General features: G+C 72.4%; 12 protein-coding genes and 1 pseudogene. 2 read left to right on the forward strand and 11 right to left on the reverse strand.

All coding sequences use genetic code 11. The features are described 5' to 3' along the window. Nucleotides 1-109 precede the first annotated feature (109 nt). Nucleotides 110-1,303 (forward strand): transaldolase, encoded by a 1,194-nt coding sequence (tal, locus tag E3Z34_RS09960; protein WP_134773465.1) that lies wholly within the window; start codon nucleotides 110-112, stop codon nucleotides 1,301-1,303. Next, nucleotides 1,300-2,958, forward strand: a complete 1,659-nt coding sequence (locus E3Z34_RS09965; protein WP_134773466.1) for a glucose-6-phosphate isomerase — start codon at nucleotides 1,300-1,302, stop codon at nucleotides 2,956-2,958. Before tal ends, E3Z34_RS09965 begins: the two co-directional genes overlap by 4 nt. Nucleotides 2,959-3,117: 159 nt before the next feature. On the opposite strand, the gene E3Z34_RS09970 is transcribed toward E3Z34_RS09965, so the two are convergent. From E3Z34_RS09970 to uvrA, 11 genes and pseudogenes are all read right to left on the reverse strand, one after another. Then, nucleotides 3,118-3,489 carry an RNA polymerase-binding protein RbpA gene (locus tag E3Z34_RS09970; RefSeq protein WP_134773467.1) on the reverse strand — a complete coding sequence of 124 codons (372 nt, stop codon included), beginning with the start codon at nucleotides 3,487-3,489 and terminating at the stop codon, nucleotides 3,118-3,120. Between the two features lie 126 nt (nucleotides 3,490-3,615). Beyond that, nucleotides 3,616-3,858, reverse strand: coding sequence for a preprotein translocase subunit SecG (gene secG, locus E3Z34_RS09975; RefSeq protein ID WP_134773468.1), 243 nt, complete (start codon nucleotides 3,856-3,858; stop codon nucleotides 3,616-3,618). A 115-nt stretch (nucleotides 3,859-3,973) separates the two neighbouring features. Further along, nucleotides 3,974-4,783 carry a triose-phosphate isomerase gene (gene tpiA / locus E3Z34_RS09980; protein ID WP_134773469.1) on the reverse strand — a complete coding sequence of 270 codons (810 nt, stop codon included), beginning with the start codon at nucleotides 4,781-4,783 and terminating at the stop codon, nucleotides 3,974-3,976. Beyond that, nucleotides 4,783-5,994 carry a phosphoglycerate kinase gene (locus E3Z34_RS09985; protein WP_134773470.1) on the reverse strand — a complete coding sequence of 404 codons (1,212 nt, stop codon included), beginning with the start codon at nucleotides 5,992-5,994 and terminating at the stop codon, nucleotides 4,783-4,785. The genes tpiA and E3Z34_RS09985 overlap by 1 nt, the downstream gene beginning before the upstream one ends. Further along, a complete protein-coding gene (gap, locus tag E3Z34_RS09990; RefSeq protein ID WP_134773471.1) occupies nucleotides 5,994-6,998 on the reverse strand; it encodes a type I glyceraldehyde-3-phosphate dehydrogenase in 1,005 nt (334 codons plus the stop codon). Before gap ends, E3Z34_RS09985 begins: the two co-directional genes overlap by 1 nt. 118 nt (nucleotides 6,999-7,116) lie before the next feature. After that, a pseudogene (whiA, locus tag E3Z34_RS09995) lies at nucleotides 7,117-8,096 on the reverse strand (DNA-binding protein WhiA). A 99-nt stretch (nucleotides 8,097-8,195) separates the two neighbouring features. Beyond that, nucleotides 8,196-9,116, reverse strand: coding sequence for a gluconeogenesis factor YvcK family protein (locus tag E3Z34_RS10000; protein ID WP_134774851.1), 921 nt, complete (start codon nucleotides 9,114-9,116; stop codon nucleotides 8,196-8,198). 37 nt (nucleotides 9,117-9,153) lie between these two features. Next, complete coding sequence (rapZ, locus tag E3Z34_RS10005) at nucleotides 9,154-10,080, reverse strand: RNase adapter RapZ (RefSeq protein ID WP_134773472.1); 927 nt, start codon at nucleotides 10,078-10,080, stop codon at nucleotides 9,154-9,156. Nucleotides 10,081-10,129: 49 nt separating this feature from the next. After that, nucleotides 10,130-12,040: an excinuclease ABC subunit UvrC gene (gene uvrC, locus E3Z34_RS10010; protein WP_134773473.1), complete on the reverse strand. Its 1,911-nt coding sequence runs from the start codon at nucleotides 12,038-12,040 to the stop codon at nucleotides 10,130-10,132. Continuing rightward, a complete protein-coding gene (locus E3Z34_RS10015) occupies nucleotides 12,033-12,470 on the reverse strand; it encodes a Rieske (2Fe-2S) protein (protein ID WP_134773474.1) in 438 nt (145 codons plus the stop codon). The genes uvrC and E3Z34_RS10015 overlap by 8 nt, the downstream gene beginning before the upstream one ends. Continuing rightward, nucleotides 12,467-15,457 (reverse strand): excinuclease ABC subunit UvrA, encoded by a 2,991-nt coding sequence (uvrA, locus tag E3Z34_RS10020; protein ID WP_420818948.1) that lies wholly within the window; start codon nucleotides 15,455-15,457, stop codon nucleotides 12,467-12,469. Before uvrA ends, E3Z34_RS10015 begins: the two co-directional genes overlap by 4 nt. Nucleotides 15,458-15,549: the final 92 nt, after the last annotated feature.

Genomic DNA, 15,549 nt, shown 5'->3' on the forward strand with positions numbered 1-15,549 from the left:
TGCCGGAGGAGCCGGAGGGCGAGGAGAGCACCCTGGGTGACGCCGGCGAGGGCGGCACCCGGTCCACCGACGAGACGCAGCAGTGAGCCAGGAAGCCAAGGAGACCCAGATGAACGACAGCAAGCCGACCCAGGCCCCCACCGAGGGCGCCACCGCCGACCGGTCCGCCACCCGCACGACCCTGCACGAGCTGGCCGAGGCCGGCGTCTCGGTCTGGCTGGACGACCTGAACCGGCCGATGATCACCGACGGCGACCTCCAGGGCTACATCGACCGGGGTGTCCTGGGCGTGACCACCAACCCGACGATCTTCGCCGCCGCGCTGTCCGAGGGCGAGGCGTACGGGACACAGGTGGCCTCCCTCGCCGCCGAGGGCGCCGACGTCGACGCAGCGGTCTTCGCGCTGACGACCCAGGACGTGAGCGACGCCTGCGACATCTTCCTGCCGGTCTACGAGGCCACCGGCGGCCAGGACGGTCGCGTCTCCATCGAGGTCGACCCGCGCCTGGCCAAGGACACCGCCGGCACCGTCGAGATGGCCAAGCAGCTGTGGGCGCAGATCGACCGCCCCAACCTGCTCATCAAGATCCCGGCCACCGTCGAGGGGCTCCCGGCGATCAGCCAGGTGCTGGCCGAGGGGATCAGCGTCAACGTGACGCTCATCTTCAGCCTGGACCGCTACCGCGGGGTGATGAACGCCTACCTGACCGGGCTGGAGCAGGCCCGTGAGCACGGCCGGGACCTGAGCTCGATCCGCTCGGTCGCGAGCTTCTTCGTCTCCCGGGTCGACGGCGAGATCGACCAGCAGCTGGAGAAGATCGGCACCGACGAGGCCCTGTCCCTGCGCGGCAAGGCCGGACTGGCCAACGCACGCCTGGCCTACCAGGCGTTCCAGGAGGTCTTCTCCACCCCCCGCTGGGCCAACCTGGCCGACGACGGGGCGCACGTGCAGCGGCCGCTGTGGGCCTCGACCGGCGTGAAGAACCCGGACTACCCCGACACCCTCTACGTCACCGAGCTCGTCGCCCCGGACACCGTCAACACGATGCCGGCCAAGACGCTCGATGCGACGGTCGACCACGGCGAGATCACCGGTGACACCGTGACCGGTTCCTACGCCGAGGCCCAGCAGGTGCTGGACGACCTGGAGCGGGCCGGCGTGTCCTACACCGACGTGGTGGACCTGCTCGAGACCGAGGGCGTCGACAAGTTCGAGAAGTCCTGGGGCGAGCTGCTGGGCACCGTGCAGGAGGAGCTCAACAAGGCCGGCGGCTCTGCCGGCCCCACGGGGGCCGGCGCGTGAGCTCGTTGCTGGTCACGGCCGTCGGCGCCGCGGCGGACGCGGTCGAGGCCCACCTGCCGACGCTCGTGGAGGAGTCCTTCGCCTCCCGTCTCTTCGCCCAGGACCCGACCCTGTGGGGGCCGGAGGCGCAGGAGGAGGCCTCGGTCCGGCTCTCGTGGGTCGGTCTCCCGCGCAGCTCGCGCCCGCTGGTGGGTGAGGTCGAGGCGCTGGGCGAGCAGCTGCGCGAGCGCGGGGTCTCTCGCATCGTCCTGTGCGGCATGGGCGGCTCCTCGCTGGCCCCCGAGGTCATCTGCGCCACGGCCGGCGTGCCGCTGGTGGTGCTCGACAGCTCCGACCCCGCCATGGTCCGCTCCGTGCTGGAGGAGGACCTGGCGCGGACGGCCGTGGTGGTCTCGTCGAAGTCGGGATCGACCCTGGAGACCGACAGCCAGCGACGGGCCTTCGTGCAGGCCTTCACCGACGCGGGCATCGACCCGACCGAGCGCGTCGTCATCGTGACCGACCCCGGGAGCCCGTTGGACGAGCAGTCCCGCGCGGACGGCTACCGGGTCGTCAACGCCGACCCGGACGTCGGTGGACGCTACTCCGCCCTCACCGCCTTCGGGCTGGTGCCCTCCGGCCTGGCCGGTGTCGACGTGGGCGCGCTGCTGGACGAGGCCGAGGAGGTCGCCGACCTGCTGGCCGAGGACGACGGGGCCAACCCGGGCCTGCGCCTCGGGGCGGCCCTCGGCGGCACCGAGCCGCTGCGGGACAAGCTGCTGTTCACCGACGCCGGGTCCGGCATCGTCGGCCTGGCCGACTGGGCCGAGCAGCTCATCGCGGAGTCCACGGGCAAGAGCGGCACCGGGGTGCTGCCCGTGGTCGTCCCGGCGGGGACCGACCCCCTGGACGGCCTGTCCGACCCCTCGGACTGCACCGTCGTGGTGCTGGCCGGCGACGACGACGAGGAGGACGACGGACCGTCCGCCACGGACACCCGGGCCACGGGCGCGGCGGCCGGGTCGGAGGTGACGGTCTCCGGGTCGCTCGGCGCGCAGCTGCTGCTCTGGGAGGTCGCGACCGCCGTGGCCGGGCGGCTGCTCGGCATCAACCCCTTCGACCAGCCGGACGTCGAGAGCGCCAAGGACGCGGCGCGGCGCATCATGGCCTCGGGGGCCGGCGCGTCCGACGACCCGGACGCGGTCGAGGGCGCGGCGGAGATCCGTGCGCTCGGCGGCCCGTGGCTCCCGGACGGCACCGCCACGCTGCGGGGTGCGGTCGACGCCCTGCTGGAGCAGGTGGACCCGCACCGGGGCTATCTGGCGGTCATGGCCTACCTGGACCGGATCGCCCACGCCGACCTGGCGGACGTCCAGGCCGACCTGGTCGACCGGACCGGGCGACCGGTGACCTTCGGCTGGGGCCCGCGCTTCCTGCACTCCACCGGGCAGTACCACAAGGGCGGCCCCGCCCAGGGCGTCTACCTGCAGGTCACCGCGACGGCCGACGAGGACCTCCCGGTCCCGGGCAAGGACTTCACCTTCGGCGAGTTCATCGCCGCCCAGGCCGCCGGGGACGCCTCCGTCCTCGCTGACCACGACCGCCCCGTCCTGCGCGTGCACCTGACCGACCTGTCCGCAGGCCTGAGCCAGCTGCGCTCCGTCCTCGGCCGCTGAACCCCCCCCCCCCCCCCTGCAACCGGACGCGCGTTCCTGACATTTTTCCACAGGTATGGCGTCGCCCAGCCTGTGGACAACCGTCACGAACGCGCGTCCGGTGTGGCAGGAACGCGCGTCCGGTGTGGCAGGAACGCGCGTCCGGTTGTCGAGGGGGGCTCAGGAGGTCGGGGTGGCGGTGCCGCCGCCGACGCCGCGGGCGCGCATCGACGCCAGGGCCTCGTCGAGCAGGGCCTCGCCGTCCTGCGGGCTGCGCCGCTCCTTGACGTAGGCCAGGTGGGTCTTGTACGGCTCGTTGCGCAACGGCTGGGGCGGGTTGTCACGGTCCTGCCCGGCGGGCAGGCCGCAGCGCGGGCAGTCCCAGACGTCCGGCACCTGGATCTCGTCGTCCTGGGCGAAGCTGGGTCGGGTCTCGTGGCCCCGGCCGCACCAGTAGCTCACGACGATCCGGGGTGCGGTCTCCCCCCGCTCGCTCTCCCCCATCGGCCCGGAGCCCACACGGCTGCCACGGATCGCGTTGGTCCCGACCATCGTTCCTCCTCGAGCTGGAGCCCGCCCCGGGCCGTCCCCCCGGGTCGGGCAGCGGCCGGCACGGAAGGCTTCCCTACGGTGCTCGGGTCAGCCTAACCCGGCTGCGACCTGCGGGGCGAGAGCGACTCAGGAGAATCGCAGCAGCACGCCCAGGGCCACGACGACGCTCCCCCAGATGACCGCCATCGCGACGGTGATGCGGTTGAGGTTGCGCTCGGCGATCGAGGACCCGCCGAGGCTGCTGCTCATACCCCCGCCGAACATGTCCGACATCCCTCCACCCTTGCCCTTGTGCATGAGGATGAGGAGCACGAGGAAGAGGCTGGTGATGACCAGCAGCCCATTGAGGAACCAGCGCACGTACTCCACGCGGCACACAACCTTGTCGTCGATCGTCGGGGGAAGGGGTTCGCCCCGGACCCGTGAGGATCCGGGGCGATGGACAGCCTAACCCAGCACCGGCCGGGGGCCGAAGCGCGCCGGGTCAGGCCGTGCCGTGGTGCTGCTGGAAGCGGCAGATCGCCACGAAGTCGTCCACGCTCAGCGACGCCCCTCCCACGAGGGCGCCGTCGACGTCCTCCTGGGCCATGAGCTCGGCCACGTTGCCCGGCTTCACCGAGCCCCCGTAGAGCACGCGCAGACCGCCGGCCACCTCGTCGCCGACGAGGTCGGAGACGGTGGTGCGGACGGCCCGGCAGACCTCCTGGGCGTCCTCGGCGGTCGCGACCTCACCGGTCCCGATCGCCCAGACCGGCTCGTAGGCGACGACCACGCGCGCCACCTGCTCGCCCTCCAGACCCTCGAGCGCCGCGCGGAGCTGACCCACGACGTGCTCGACGTGCTGGCCGGCCTGCCGCACCTCCAGCGGCTCGCCCACGCACAGGATCGGCGTGAGGTCGTGCCGGAGCGCGGCGCGGACCTTGGCCCCGACCAGCTCGTCGGACTCGGCGTGGTACTCCCGCCGCTCGCTGTGCCCGACGACCACGTAGGAGCAGCCCAGCTTGGCCAGGAAGGCCCCGGAGATCTCCCCGGTGTAGGCCCCGTCGTCGTGCTGGGACAGGTCCTGCCCGCCGTAGCCGAGCTCCAGCTTGTCGCCCTGCACCAGGGTCTGCACCGACCGCAGGTCGGTGAACGGCGGCAGGACGACCACCTCGACGGCGGCGAAGTCGTGCCGCTTGTCCCGCAGGGCCCAGTCGAGCTTCTGGACCAGGTGGGTCGCCTGGAGGTGGTCCAGGTTCATCTTCCAGTTCCCCGCCATCAACGGCGTGCGCGGGGTGACCTTGACGGTTGCCATCAGTCCTCCAGCACCTGGAGTCCGGGAAGGTCCTTGCCCTCGAGATACTCCAGGCTCGCCCCGCCTCCGGTGGAGATGTGCCCGAAGTCGTCGTCGGCATAGCCGAACTCGCGCACCGCCGCGGCGCTGTCGCCGCCGCCCACGACGGTCATCGCGCCGTCGCGGGTGCGCTGGACCAGCGCCTCGGCCACCGCCCGGGTCCCGGCGGCGTAGGGCGCCATCTCGAAGGCGCCCATGGGGCCGTTCCAGAAGACGGTGCGGGCGTCGGCCAGCTGGTCGACGAAGAAAGCGGCGGAGTCGGGACCGATGTCCAGACCCATCATGTCCGCCGGTATGCCGTCCGCCGGCACCACCTCGTGGCGCGCCTCGGCGGAGAAGGCGTCCGCGACCACGATGTCGGTCGGGAGCACGATCTCGACCCCGCGCTCGGCCGCCGCCTCCAGGTAGCCGCGGACCGTGTCGACCTGGTCCTCCTCCAGCAGGCTGGTGCCCACCTCGTGGCCCTGGGCCCTGAGGAAGGTGAAGACCATGCCACCGCCGACGAGCAGCCGGTCGGCGACGGACAGAAGCGACTCGATGACGCCCAGCTTGTCGCTCACCTTGGCCCCGCCGAGGATGACGACGTAGGGACGCTGGGGGTCCTCGCGCAACTGGCGCATCACCTCAACCTCGGATCGCACCAGGCCCCCGGCGGCATGCGGCAGCAGCCGGGCGACGTCGTAGACCGAGGCCTGCGCGCGGTGGACCACGCCGAAACCGTCGGAGACGAAGGCGTCGGCCAGACCGGCCAGCTGCCGGGCGAAGTCGGCCCGCTCCTCGTCGGTCTTGGCGGTCTCCCCGGGGTGGAAGCGCAGGTTCTCCAGCAGGACGACGTCACCGTCGGACATCGCCCGGACGGCAGACGTCGCGCGCTCGCCGACGGTCTCCTCGACGAAGGTGACCTCCTTGCCGAGCAGCTCGGAGAGCCGCTGGGCGACGGGGGCCAGGGAGTAGCGCGCCTCGGGCGCACCCTTGGGACGACCCAGGTGGGCGGTCACGACCACCCGGGCCCCCGCCTCGGCGAGCTCGGTGATCGTGGGGACCGAGGCGCGCACCCGGCCGTCGTCGGTGATGCTCGAGCCGTCCAGCGGCACGTTGAGGTCGGACCGGACCAGGACGGTGCGCCCCGACAGGCCGCCGAGCTGCTCGCTCAGCTGCTCGATCGTCCGCATCAGAGCTTCTCGCCCACCAGGGTGGTGAGGTCGACCAGGCGGCAGGAGTAGCCCCACTCGTTGTCGTACCACCCGACGACCTTCACCTGGTCGCCGATCACCTTGGTCAGGCCGGCGTCGAAGATGCAGGAGTGCGGGTCGGTCTCGATGTCCTTGGAGACGATCGGGTCCTCGGTGTACTTGAGGATGCCCTTCAGGGGGCCTTCGGCGGCCTTGCGCACCGCGGCGTTGACCTCCTCGACCGTCACCTCGCGGCCCGCCTGGAAGGTGAGGTCGGTGGCGGAGCCGGTCGGGGTCGGGACCCGCAGCGCGTACCCGTCGAACTTCCCCTTGAGCTCGGGCAGCACCAGGGCGACGGCCTGGGCGGCACCGGTCTTGGTCGGGACGATGTTGAGGGCGGCGGCGCGGGCGCGGCGCAGGTCCGAGTGCGGGCCGTCCTGGAGGTTCTGGTCCGCGGTGTAGGCGTGGATGGTGGTCATCAGACCCTTGACGATCTCGAACTCCTCGTGCAGCACCTTGGCCATGGGCGCGAGGCAGTTGGTGGTGCAGGAGGCGTTGGAGATGATGGTGTGCGCCTGGGGGTCGTAGTCGCCGTCGTTGACGCCCATGACGACCGTGAAGTCCTCGTTCTTGGCCGGCGCGGAGATGATGACCTTCTTGGCTCCGGCCTCGATGTGCGCCCGGGCCTTGGTCGCGTCCGTGAAGATGCCCGTGGACTCGATGACGACGTCCGCGCCGAGCTCGCCCCAGGGCAGGGCTGCGGGGTCCTTCTCGGCGAAGGCCTTGACGGCCTTGCCGTCCACGGTGATCTCGGTCTCGCTGGAGCTGACCTCCCCCTCCAGGCGGCCCAGGATCGAGTCGTACTTCAGCAGGTGGGCCAGCGTGGCGTTGTCGGTGAGGTCGTTCACCCCCACGATCTCGATGTCGGCGCCGGAGGCCAGCACGGCCCGCATGAAGTTGCGGCCGATGCGCCCGAAACCGTTGATACCAACACGAACGGTCATGTCAGACAACCTTCCCTGGTGGGTGCGGCGCCCCGGTTGGGCACCGCGCAGAAGACTTCCTCGTCTGCGTCCCAACCTACCGAACCGGCCGGGGTCCGGGCGCGTCGGGGCCGGTCGCTCAGTCGTCGAACATGTCGGGCGTGAGGCTCGCCTCGGTCCCGTCGATCCCCAGCTCCTCGGCGCGCTTGTCGGCCATGGCGAGCAGCCGCCGGATCCGGCCGGCGACGGCGTCCTTGGTCATCGGCGGGTCGGCGAGCTGACCCAGCTCCTCCAGGCTCGCCTGCTTGTGCTGGACCCTCAACTCGCCGGCGACCCGCAGGTGCTCGGGGACCTCGTCGGCCAGGATCTCCAGGGCGCGCTCGACGCGGGCACCGGCCGCCACCGCGGCGCGGGCGGAGCGGCGCAGGTTGGCGTCGTCGAAGTTGGCCAGCCGGTTCGCGGTGGCCCGCACCTCCCGGCGCATCCGGCGCTCCTCCCAGGCCAGGACGGCGTCGTGCGCCCCGAGCCGCGTCAGCATCGCTCCGATGGCGTCGCCGTCCCGGATGACCACGCGGTCCACCCCGCGCACCTCCCGCGCCTTGGACTGGATCCCGAGCCGTCGCGCGGCGCCGACGAGCGCCAGGGCCGCCTCGGGGCCCGGGCAGGTCACCTCCAGGGCGGAGGACCGGCCGGGCTCGGTGATGGACCCGTGCGCCAGGAAGGCGCCGCGCCAGGCGGCCTCGGCGTCGCAGACCGCCGCCCCGACCAGCGGGGGGGCAGGCCCCGGACCGGGCGGCCCCGGTGGTCGATGAGCCCGGTCTGGCGGGCGAGCGACTCACCGTCGGAGGTGGCGCGCACGACATACCGGGTGTGCTTGCGCAGCCCGCCCGGGCTCATGACGATCACCTCGCTGGAGGAGCCGTAGACCTCGGCCATGAAGGCCCGCAGGCGGCGCGCGCTCTGCGCGGTGTCGAGCTCGGCCTCGATGACGATGCGTCCTCCGACGATGTGCAGTCCGCCGGCGAAGCGCAGCATCGTGGAGACTTCCGCCTTGCGGCAGCACGTCCTGCCGACCGGGAGCCGACTGAGCTCGTCCTTGACCTTCGCCGTCATCGCCACCGCGCTCATCCTCCTGGTCCGCTCCGGCCTGGGCTCGCGGGACGCCTCCCCTAGGCCCGCGTCCGGCAGGCTACCCTGCGCCGGTCGGGACGGGGACGGTCATCCGTGGCTCCCGGCCATGATGTCCCGGTATGCCGCGGCGAGCCGCAGCGTGTCGTGCTGGCCGGGTCTGCGCACGGTCCCCACGGGGGTCACGAGGAGCTGGCCCCCGACCGTGGCGACCGCGGCCTCCAGCGCCGCGCGGTCGGCGGCGGTCCGCAGGACGTGCGGGTCCACGACGACGTGGTCGAGGCGCAGCCCGGGTGCGTGGGCGGCCACGGCCGCGACGTGGTCGGCCACGGTGTAGCCGCTGGCCTCGTCGTCGGTCAGGCTCACGTTGAGGGTGAGGATGCGGGAGGCCGGGGTGTCCCGCAGGGCCTGCAGCAGGTCGGGCACCAGCAGGTGCGGCATCACGGAGGTGAACCAGGAGCCCGGGCCGAGGACGACGAAGTCGGCGAGCTTGATCGACTCCAGCGCCTCGGGGGTCGCGGGCGGGTCCTGGGGCACGAGCTGGACCGAGGAGACGCGCCCGGGGTGGGAGGCGACCGAGGACTGCCCGCGGACGGTCACCTCGACCGGGCCGTCCGTGCCGTCCTCGAGCATGACCGCCTCGATCGACAGGGGGACGGTGGACATGGGCACGACCCGGCCGCGGGTGTTCAGCAGCCTCCCCACCAGGTCCAGGCCGCGCACCTCCTGACCCTCCGGCAGCAGGTCCCACAGCGCCACGATGAGCAGGTTGCCCAGGGCGTGCCCGGCGAGCTCGCCCTCCCCCCGGAAGCGGTGCTGGAGCACGGCGGACCACTGGTGACCCCATGCGGTGTCCTCGCACAGCGCGGCCAGGGCCATCCGCAGGTCGCCCGGGGGCAGGATGTCGAACTGCCGACGCAGGCGTCCGCTGGACCCCCCGTCGTCGGCCACCGTGACCACGGCCGTGATGGCCTCCGTGATGTGCCGCAGCGCCTGGAGGGAGGCCGACAGCCCGTGCCCCCCCCCAGCGCCACGACGCGCGGGGCGCTCACTCCCGCCCCAGGTCCCGGTGGAAGGTGGTGAGCTGGACGCCCGCCTCCTCGAGGTCCTCCAGCCGGCGGGTGAGCTCCTCGGCGGTCGCCACCGAGCGGTGCTTGCCACCAGTGCACCCGACCGCGACGGTGACGTAGCGCCGCCCCTCCTGGAGGTAGCCGCTCACCGCGGTGCGCAGCATCTGCTCGGCGTGGTCGAGGTAGGTGCCGGTGCGTTCCTGCCCCAGGACGAAGTCGCGCACCTGCGGGTCGCGTCCGGTGAAGTCGCGCAGCTCGGGGATCCAGTAAGGGTTGGGCAGGAAGCGCAGGTCGAGGACGACGTCGGCGTCGAGCGGGATGCCGTACTTGTAGCCGAAGGAGACGATGGCGAGACGCAGCTGCACCCGCGCGTCGGTGTTGAGCAGCGCGTCGATCTTGGCGCTGAGCTGGTGGACGTTGTCGTTCGTGGTGTCGATGACGACGTCCGCCGACGAGCGCAGGTCCGCGAGCATCCGGCGCTCGCGGCGGATGCCGTCCAGCAGGAGCCCCTCGCCCTGGAGCGGGTGCGGCCGGCGGACCGACTCGAAGCGCCGCACCAGGGACTCGTCGGAGGAGTCGACGAAGATGATGCGCGGTCGCAGGCCACCACCGGCCAGCTCCTCCAGCGCCCGGTCGAGCTCCCGGGTGAAGTCGCGGGTCCGGACGTCCACGATCGCCGCGATCTTCTGCCGGGCCGGGTCGTCGGCGGTCAGCCGCATGAGCTCGGGGATGAGGGCCGGCGGCAGGTTGTCCACGACGTACCAGCCGCGGTCCTCGATCACCCGGCCGGCGGTGGTGCGGCCGGCCCCGGACATGCCGGTGATGATGGCCACGTGGCCGGACCGGTCCGGGCCGGCCGGCTCCGGAGGGCCCTGCGGCGCCCCGCCGGCGGGAGGTGTCGTCACGCGTGCTCCGTCCGTCCACGGGGGGTGCCGCCCGGTCGGGACGGCCGGGTCAGTCGAGCACCTCGCCCGTGCTCAGGTTAACCGCCGGGGTGGTCTCCTCGCCCCCGAGGCGCTCCACCAGCACCTCTGCCAGGGCCGGGCCGACCCCCGGCACCTCCTGGAGCTCCTCGACCGTGGCCGCCCGCACCGACCTGACCGAGCCGAAGTGCCGCAGGAGAGCCTGCTGACGGGCCGGGCCCAGGCCGGGTATGCCGTCCAGCGCGCTGGTCGTCATGCTGCGGGAGCGACGCTGCCGGTGGAAGGCGTTCGCGAAACGGTGGGCCTCGTCCCGAACCCGCTGCAGGAGGTAGAGCGCCTCGCTCGTGCGCGGGAGGACGACGGGGAACTCCTCGTCCGGCAGCCAGACCTCCTCCAGCCGCTTGGCGAGCCCGACGACGGCGACGTCGTTGACACCCACCTGCAGCAGGGCGGCCTGCGCGGCCCTGACCTGGGGCTGCCCGCCGTCGACGACCACGAGGTTGGGCGGGTAGGCGAACTTCGCCGGCCGGCTGTCGTCCTGCCCGGCCGGCGGGGCGTCGACGAGGTGCCGGAAGCGCCGGGTCAGGACCTCGTGCATGGCGGCGGTGTCGTCCGCCGTGCCCTGCCGGACGATGAACCGCCGGTACTCCCCCTTGCGGGCCAGCCCGTCCTCGAAGACCACCATGGACCCGACGACGTCGCTGCCCTGCACGTGGCTGATGTCGAAGGACTCGATCCGCAGCGGCGCCTCCTCCAGACCCAGCACCTCCTGCAGCTCCTGCAGCGCCTGGGAGCGCAGGGTGAGGTCGCCGGAGCGAGCCACCTTGTGGCGGGCCAGCGCCTGCTCGGCGTTGCGGTGCACGGTCTCGGCGAGCGTGCGTTTGTCGCCGCGCTGCGGCACGCGCACCCGGACCCGCGAGCCGCGCAGGCCGCTGAGCCACTCCTCGACGTCCTCAACGTCCGTGGGCAGGACCGGCACGAGGACCTCGCGCGGGACGTCGTCGCCGTGCTCGCCGCCGTAGACCTGCTGGAGCAGGTGCTGCACGATCGAGCCCAGGTCCTCCGCGCCCTTCTCGCTCACCCATCCCCGCTGCCCCCGCACGCGGCCTCCCCGCACCAGGAAGACCTGGACGGCCACCTCGAGCTCGTCGTCGGCGAGCGCGTAGACGTCGGCGTCGGTGGCGTCCGGCAGCACGACGGCGGACCGCTCCAGCGCCCGGGTCAGCGCCCCCACGTCGTCGCGCAGGCGCGCCGCCGTCTCGAAGTCGAGCGCGGTCGCGGCGGCCCGCATCTCCCGCTCGAGCCGACGCACGAAACGCTGGGTGTCACCGGCCATGAAGTCGCAGAAGTCCTGGGCGATCTCCCGGTGCTCCTCGGGGCTGACCCGTCCCACGCATGGTGCCGAGCACTTGTCGATGTACCCCAGCAGGCACGGCCGGCCCACCTGCCCGGCGCGCCGGAAGACGCCGTTGCTGCAGGTGCGCAGCGGGAAGACCCGCAGCAGGGTGTCCAGGGTCTCGCGGATGGCCCACGCGTGCGTGTACGGCCCGAAGTAGCGGGTGCCCGGCCGCTTGCGGCCGCGCATCACCTGCGCCCGGGGGAACTCCTCCCCCATCGTCACCGCCAGGTAGGGGTAGGACTTGTCGTCGCGGTACTTGACGTTGAAGCGGGGGTCGAACTCCTTGATCCAGGAGTACTCGAGCTGCAGGGCCTCGACCTCGTTGCGGACGACGGTCCACTCCACACTCGCCCCGGTGGTGACCATCTGCCGGGTGCGGGGGTGCAGCGCCCCGAGGTCCTGGAAGTAGGACGTGAGCCGGGGCCGGAGGCTGCGTGCCTTGCCGACGTAGATGACGCGCCCGTGCTGGTCCCGGAAACGGTAGACCCCCGGGTCGGTCGGGATCTGGCCGGGAGCCGGACGGTAGGTGGCCGGGTCAGCCACGGATCACGAGGTCGGCGCCCTCGACGCTGACGGGCAGCACGGTGAGGCCCGACGTCGCCGGGCCGGAGACGACCTCCCCGGTCGCGGGGTCGAAGGCGCTGTTGTGGCAGGGGCAGACCAGCTCTCCGTCCGGGCCGAGGGAGGAGGTCTGGCACCCCTGGTGCGGGCAGGTCGCGTCGAAGGCGGTGAACGAGCCCTCCTGCGGCTGGCTGACGATGACGTCCGCGCCCCGGTAGTAGGTCGAGCCCCCGACGGGCGTGTCCACCGCGGGCACCCGCACCGAGCCGTCGCCCGCCGTCTCGGCGCTCCTGGTGTCCTCGCCGCCGCAGGCCGAGACCAGGCCGGTGGCGCCGACGCCGCACCCTCCTCCCAGGACGGCGCGACGGGTCACGTCGCGGTGGGCCGGGGCGACGGGGCGGGGGCGGCTCATGCGGTCGACCTCCTGTTGACCTCGAGGACCGGGGCCAGGAAGCGACCGGTGTAGCTCTGGGTGGTGGCGGCCACGTGCTCGGGCGTGCCCTCCACGACGACGGTCCCTCCGCCGCGCCCACCCTCGGGGCCCATGTCGATGATCCAGTCGGCCGACTTGATCACGTCGAGGTTGTGCTCGATGACGAGCACGGTGTTGCCCTTGTCCACCAGCCCCTGCAGGACGCCGAGCAGGCGGCTGATGTCCTCGAAGTGCAGGCCGGTGGTCGGCTCGTCGAGCACGTAGATCGTCCGGCCGGTCGACCTCTTCTGCAGCTCCGCGGCGAGCTTGACCCGCTGGGCCTCGCCGCCGGACAAGGTGGTGGCCGGCTGGCCCAGCCGCACGTAGCCCAGGCCGACCTGGTTGAGGGTGGTCAGGTGGCGGCTGATGACGGGCACGGCGGAGAAGAACTCGGCGGCCTCCTCGATCGGCATGTCGAGGACGTCGGCGATGGTGCGGCCCTTGAAGTGCACCTCCAGGGTCTCGCGGTTGTAGCGGCGCCCGTGGCACACCTCGCAGGGCACGTAGACGTCCGGCAGGAAGTTCATCTCGATCTTCAGCGTCCCGTCGCCCGAGCAGGCCTCGCACCGGCCGCCCTTGACGTTGAAGGAGAACCGGCCCGGCTGGTAGCCGCGCACCTTGGCCTCGGTGGTGCCGGCGAACAGCTTGCGGATGTGGTCGAAGAGCCCGGTGTAGGTGGCGGGGTTGCTGCGCGGGGTGCGCCCGATGGGGCTCTGGTCGACGTGGACCACCTTGTCCAGGTGCTCCAGCCCCTCCACCTTGCGGTGCCGGCCGGGCACGCGCCGGGCGCCGTTGAGCTGGTTGGCCAGGACCTGGTAGAGGATGTCGTTGACGAGGGTCGACTTGCCTGACCCGGAAACGCCCGTGACCGCCACGAGGTTGCCCAGCGGGAAGCTGACGTCCAGGCCCTGCAGGTTGTGCTCACGGGCCCCCTTCACCGTGACCCGGCGGCCGTCCTGGGGGCGGCGGCGCTCCGGGACGGGGATCGCCTTGCGCCCGGACAGGTAGGCCCCGGTGAGGGAGGTCGGGTGGGTCAGCAGGTCGGCGACCGATCCGCTGTGGACCACCTCGCCACCGTGCTCACCGGCCCCGGGGCCGATGTCGACGACCCAGTCGGCGGTGGCGATGGTGTCCTCGTCGTGCTCGACGACGATGAGGGTGTTGCCCAGGTCCCGCAGCCGGGTCAGCGTCTCGATGAGCCGGTGGTTGTCCCGCTGGTGCAGCCCGATGCTGGGCTCGTCGAGGACGTAGAGCACCCCCACCAGGCCGGACCCGATCTGGGTGGCCAGCCGGATGCGCTGGGCCTCCCCGCCGGAGAGCGTGCCGGCGGGGCGGTCCAGGGACAGGTAGTCGAGACCGACGTCGAGGAGGAACCCCAGACGGGCCGCGATCTCGCGCTGCACCTGCGCCGCGATGGCCGCCTCCCGCTCGCTCAGCTCCACCTCCGACAGGAAGGCCAGGCACTGGTCGATCGGCAGGTTGCACACGTCGGCGATGTTGCGCCCGCCCACGAGGATCGCCAGGATCTCGGGCTTGAGCCGGGCCCCCTTGCACACGGGGCAGGGCACCTCCCGCATGTAGCCCTCGTAGCGCTCCCGGCTGCTCTCCGACTCGGTCTCTGAGTGCTTGCGCTTGACGTAGGGAATGACTCCCTCAAAGCCCGTGGAATAGCTCCGCTCGCGGCCGAAGCGGTTGCGGTAGCGGACGTGGACCTTGTGCTTGTAGCCGTGCAGGATGGCGTCCTTGGCGCGGCCGGGCAGGCTCCCCCACGGCACGTCCATCCGGAAGTCGAGGTCCTCGGCCAGCCCGCCGAGCACCCGCAGGAAGTAGTCGCTGAGACCCGAGGCGGTCGACCAGGGGACGAGCGCGCCGCCCAGGATGCTCTGGTCCTCCCGCACGACGAGCTCGGGGTCGACCTCCAGCTCCACCCCGATCCCCGTGCACTCCGGGCAGGCGCCGAACGGGCTGTTGAAGGAGAAGCTGCGCGGCTCGACCTCGTCGATCGTGAGCGGGTGGTCGTTGGGGCAGGCCATCCGCTCGGAGAAGCGACGCTCCCGGGGCAGCGGCTCGCCGTCGGCCCCCTGCGGGTGGGGCCGGCCCCCCTCGGCCGCCCCGTCCGGCTGCGCCGGGACGTCCACGAACTCGACGACCACGATGCCGCCGGCCAGGGCCAGGGCCGTCTCCACCGAGTCGGTCAGCCGGCGGGCGTAGGACCGGTCGACGGTGGCCTCGCCGTCCTCACCGGTCTCGCCGGCCTTGCTCACGAGCCGGTCCACGACCACCTCGATGCTGTGCTTCACCTGCTTGAGCAGGGTGGGCGGGTCGCTCAGCTGGACCAGCTCGCCGTCCACCCTCGCCCGGGCGAACCCCTTGGACTGGAGCTCGGCGAAGAGGTCGACGAACTCCCCCTTGCGGCCCCGGACCACGGGCGCGAGCAGCTGGTAGCGGGTGCCCGGGGGCAGCTCCAGCATCTGGTCCACGATCTGCTGGGGCGTCTGGCGACCCACCGCCTCGCCGCAGACGGGGCAGTGGGGCCGGCCCACCCGGGCGAAGAGGAGGCGGAGGTAGTCGTAGACCTCGGTGATGGTCCCGACGGTCGAGCGAGGGTTGCGGTTGGTCGACTTCTGGTCGATCGAGACCGCCGGCGACAGCCCCTCGATGAAGTCCACGTCCGGCTTGTCCATCTGGCCGAGGAACATCCGGGCGTAGGCGGACAGCGACTCGACGTAGCGACGCTGACCCTCGGCGAAGATGGTGTCGAAGGCCAGGGAGGACTTGCCGGACCCCGACAGGCCGGTGAAGACGACGAGCGCGTCGCGCGGGATGTCCACGGAGACGTTGCGGAGGTTGTGCTCGCGGGCCCCCTGGACGAAGAGCCGGTCGTGGCGGGGCGCCGGAGGGACGGGGGCGACGGACGGAGACTGCACACCTCCACTGTAAGTGGCGCCGCCGACACACCCGGCCGCGAACAGGCTTCCGCACAGCGGCATGCATAGGTATGCTGCACCCCACATATTTC

Source organism: Ornithinimicrobium flavum (assembly GCF_004526345.1).
Taxonomy (GTDB): domain Bacteria; phylum Actinomycetota; class Actinomycetes; order Actinomycetales; family Dermatophilaceae; genus Ornithinicoccus; species Ornithinicoccus flavus.

What these genes read in the sequence shown, in the direction of transcription:
- tal (WP_134773465.1), top strand. Translation starts at nt 110, where the DNA reads ATGAACGACAGCAAGCCGACCCAGGCCCCCACCGAGGGCGCCACCGCC.
- E3Z34_RS09970 (WP_134773467.1), bottom strand. Translation starts at nt 3,489, where the DNA reads ATGGTCGGGACCAACGCGATCCGTGGCAGCCGTGTGGGCTCCGGGCCG.
- tpiA (WP_134773469.1), bottom strand. Translation starts at nt 4,783, where the DNA reads ATGGCAACCGTCAAGGTCACCCCGCGCACGCCGTTGATGGCGGGGAAC.
- E3Z34_RS09985 (WP_134773470.1), bottom strand. Translation starts at nt 5,994, where the DNA reads ATGCGGACGATCGAGCAGCTGAGCGAGCAGCTCGGCGGCCTGTCGGGG.
- gap (WP_134773471.1), bottom strand. Translation starts at nt 6,998, where the DNA reads ATGACCGTTCGTGTTGGTATCAACGGTTTCGGGCGCATCGGCCGCAAC.
- E3Z34_RS10015 (WP_134773474.1), bottom strand. Translation starts at nt 12,470, where the DNA reads ATGAGCCGCCCCCGCCCCGTCGCCCCGGCCCACCGCGACGTGACCCGT.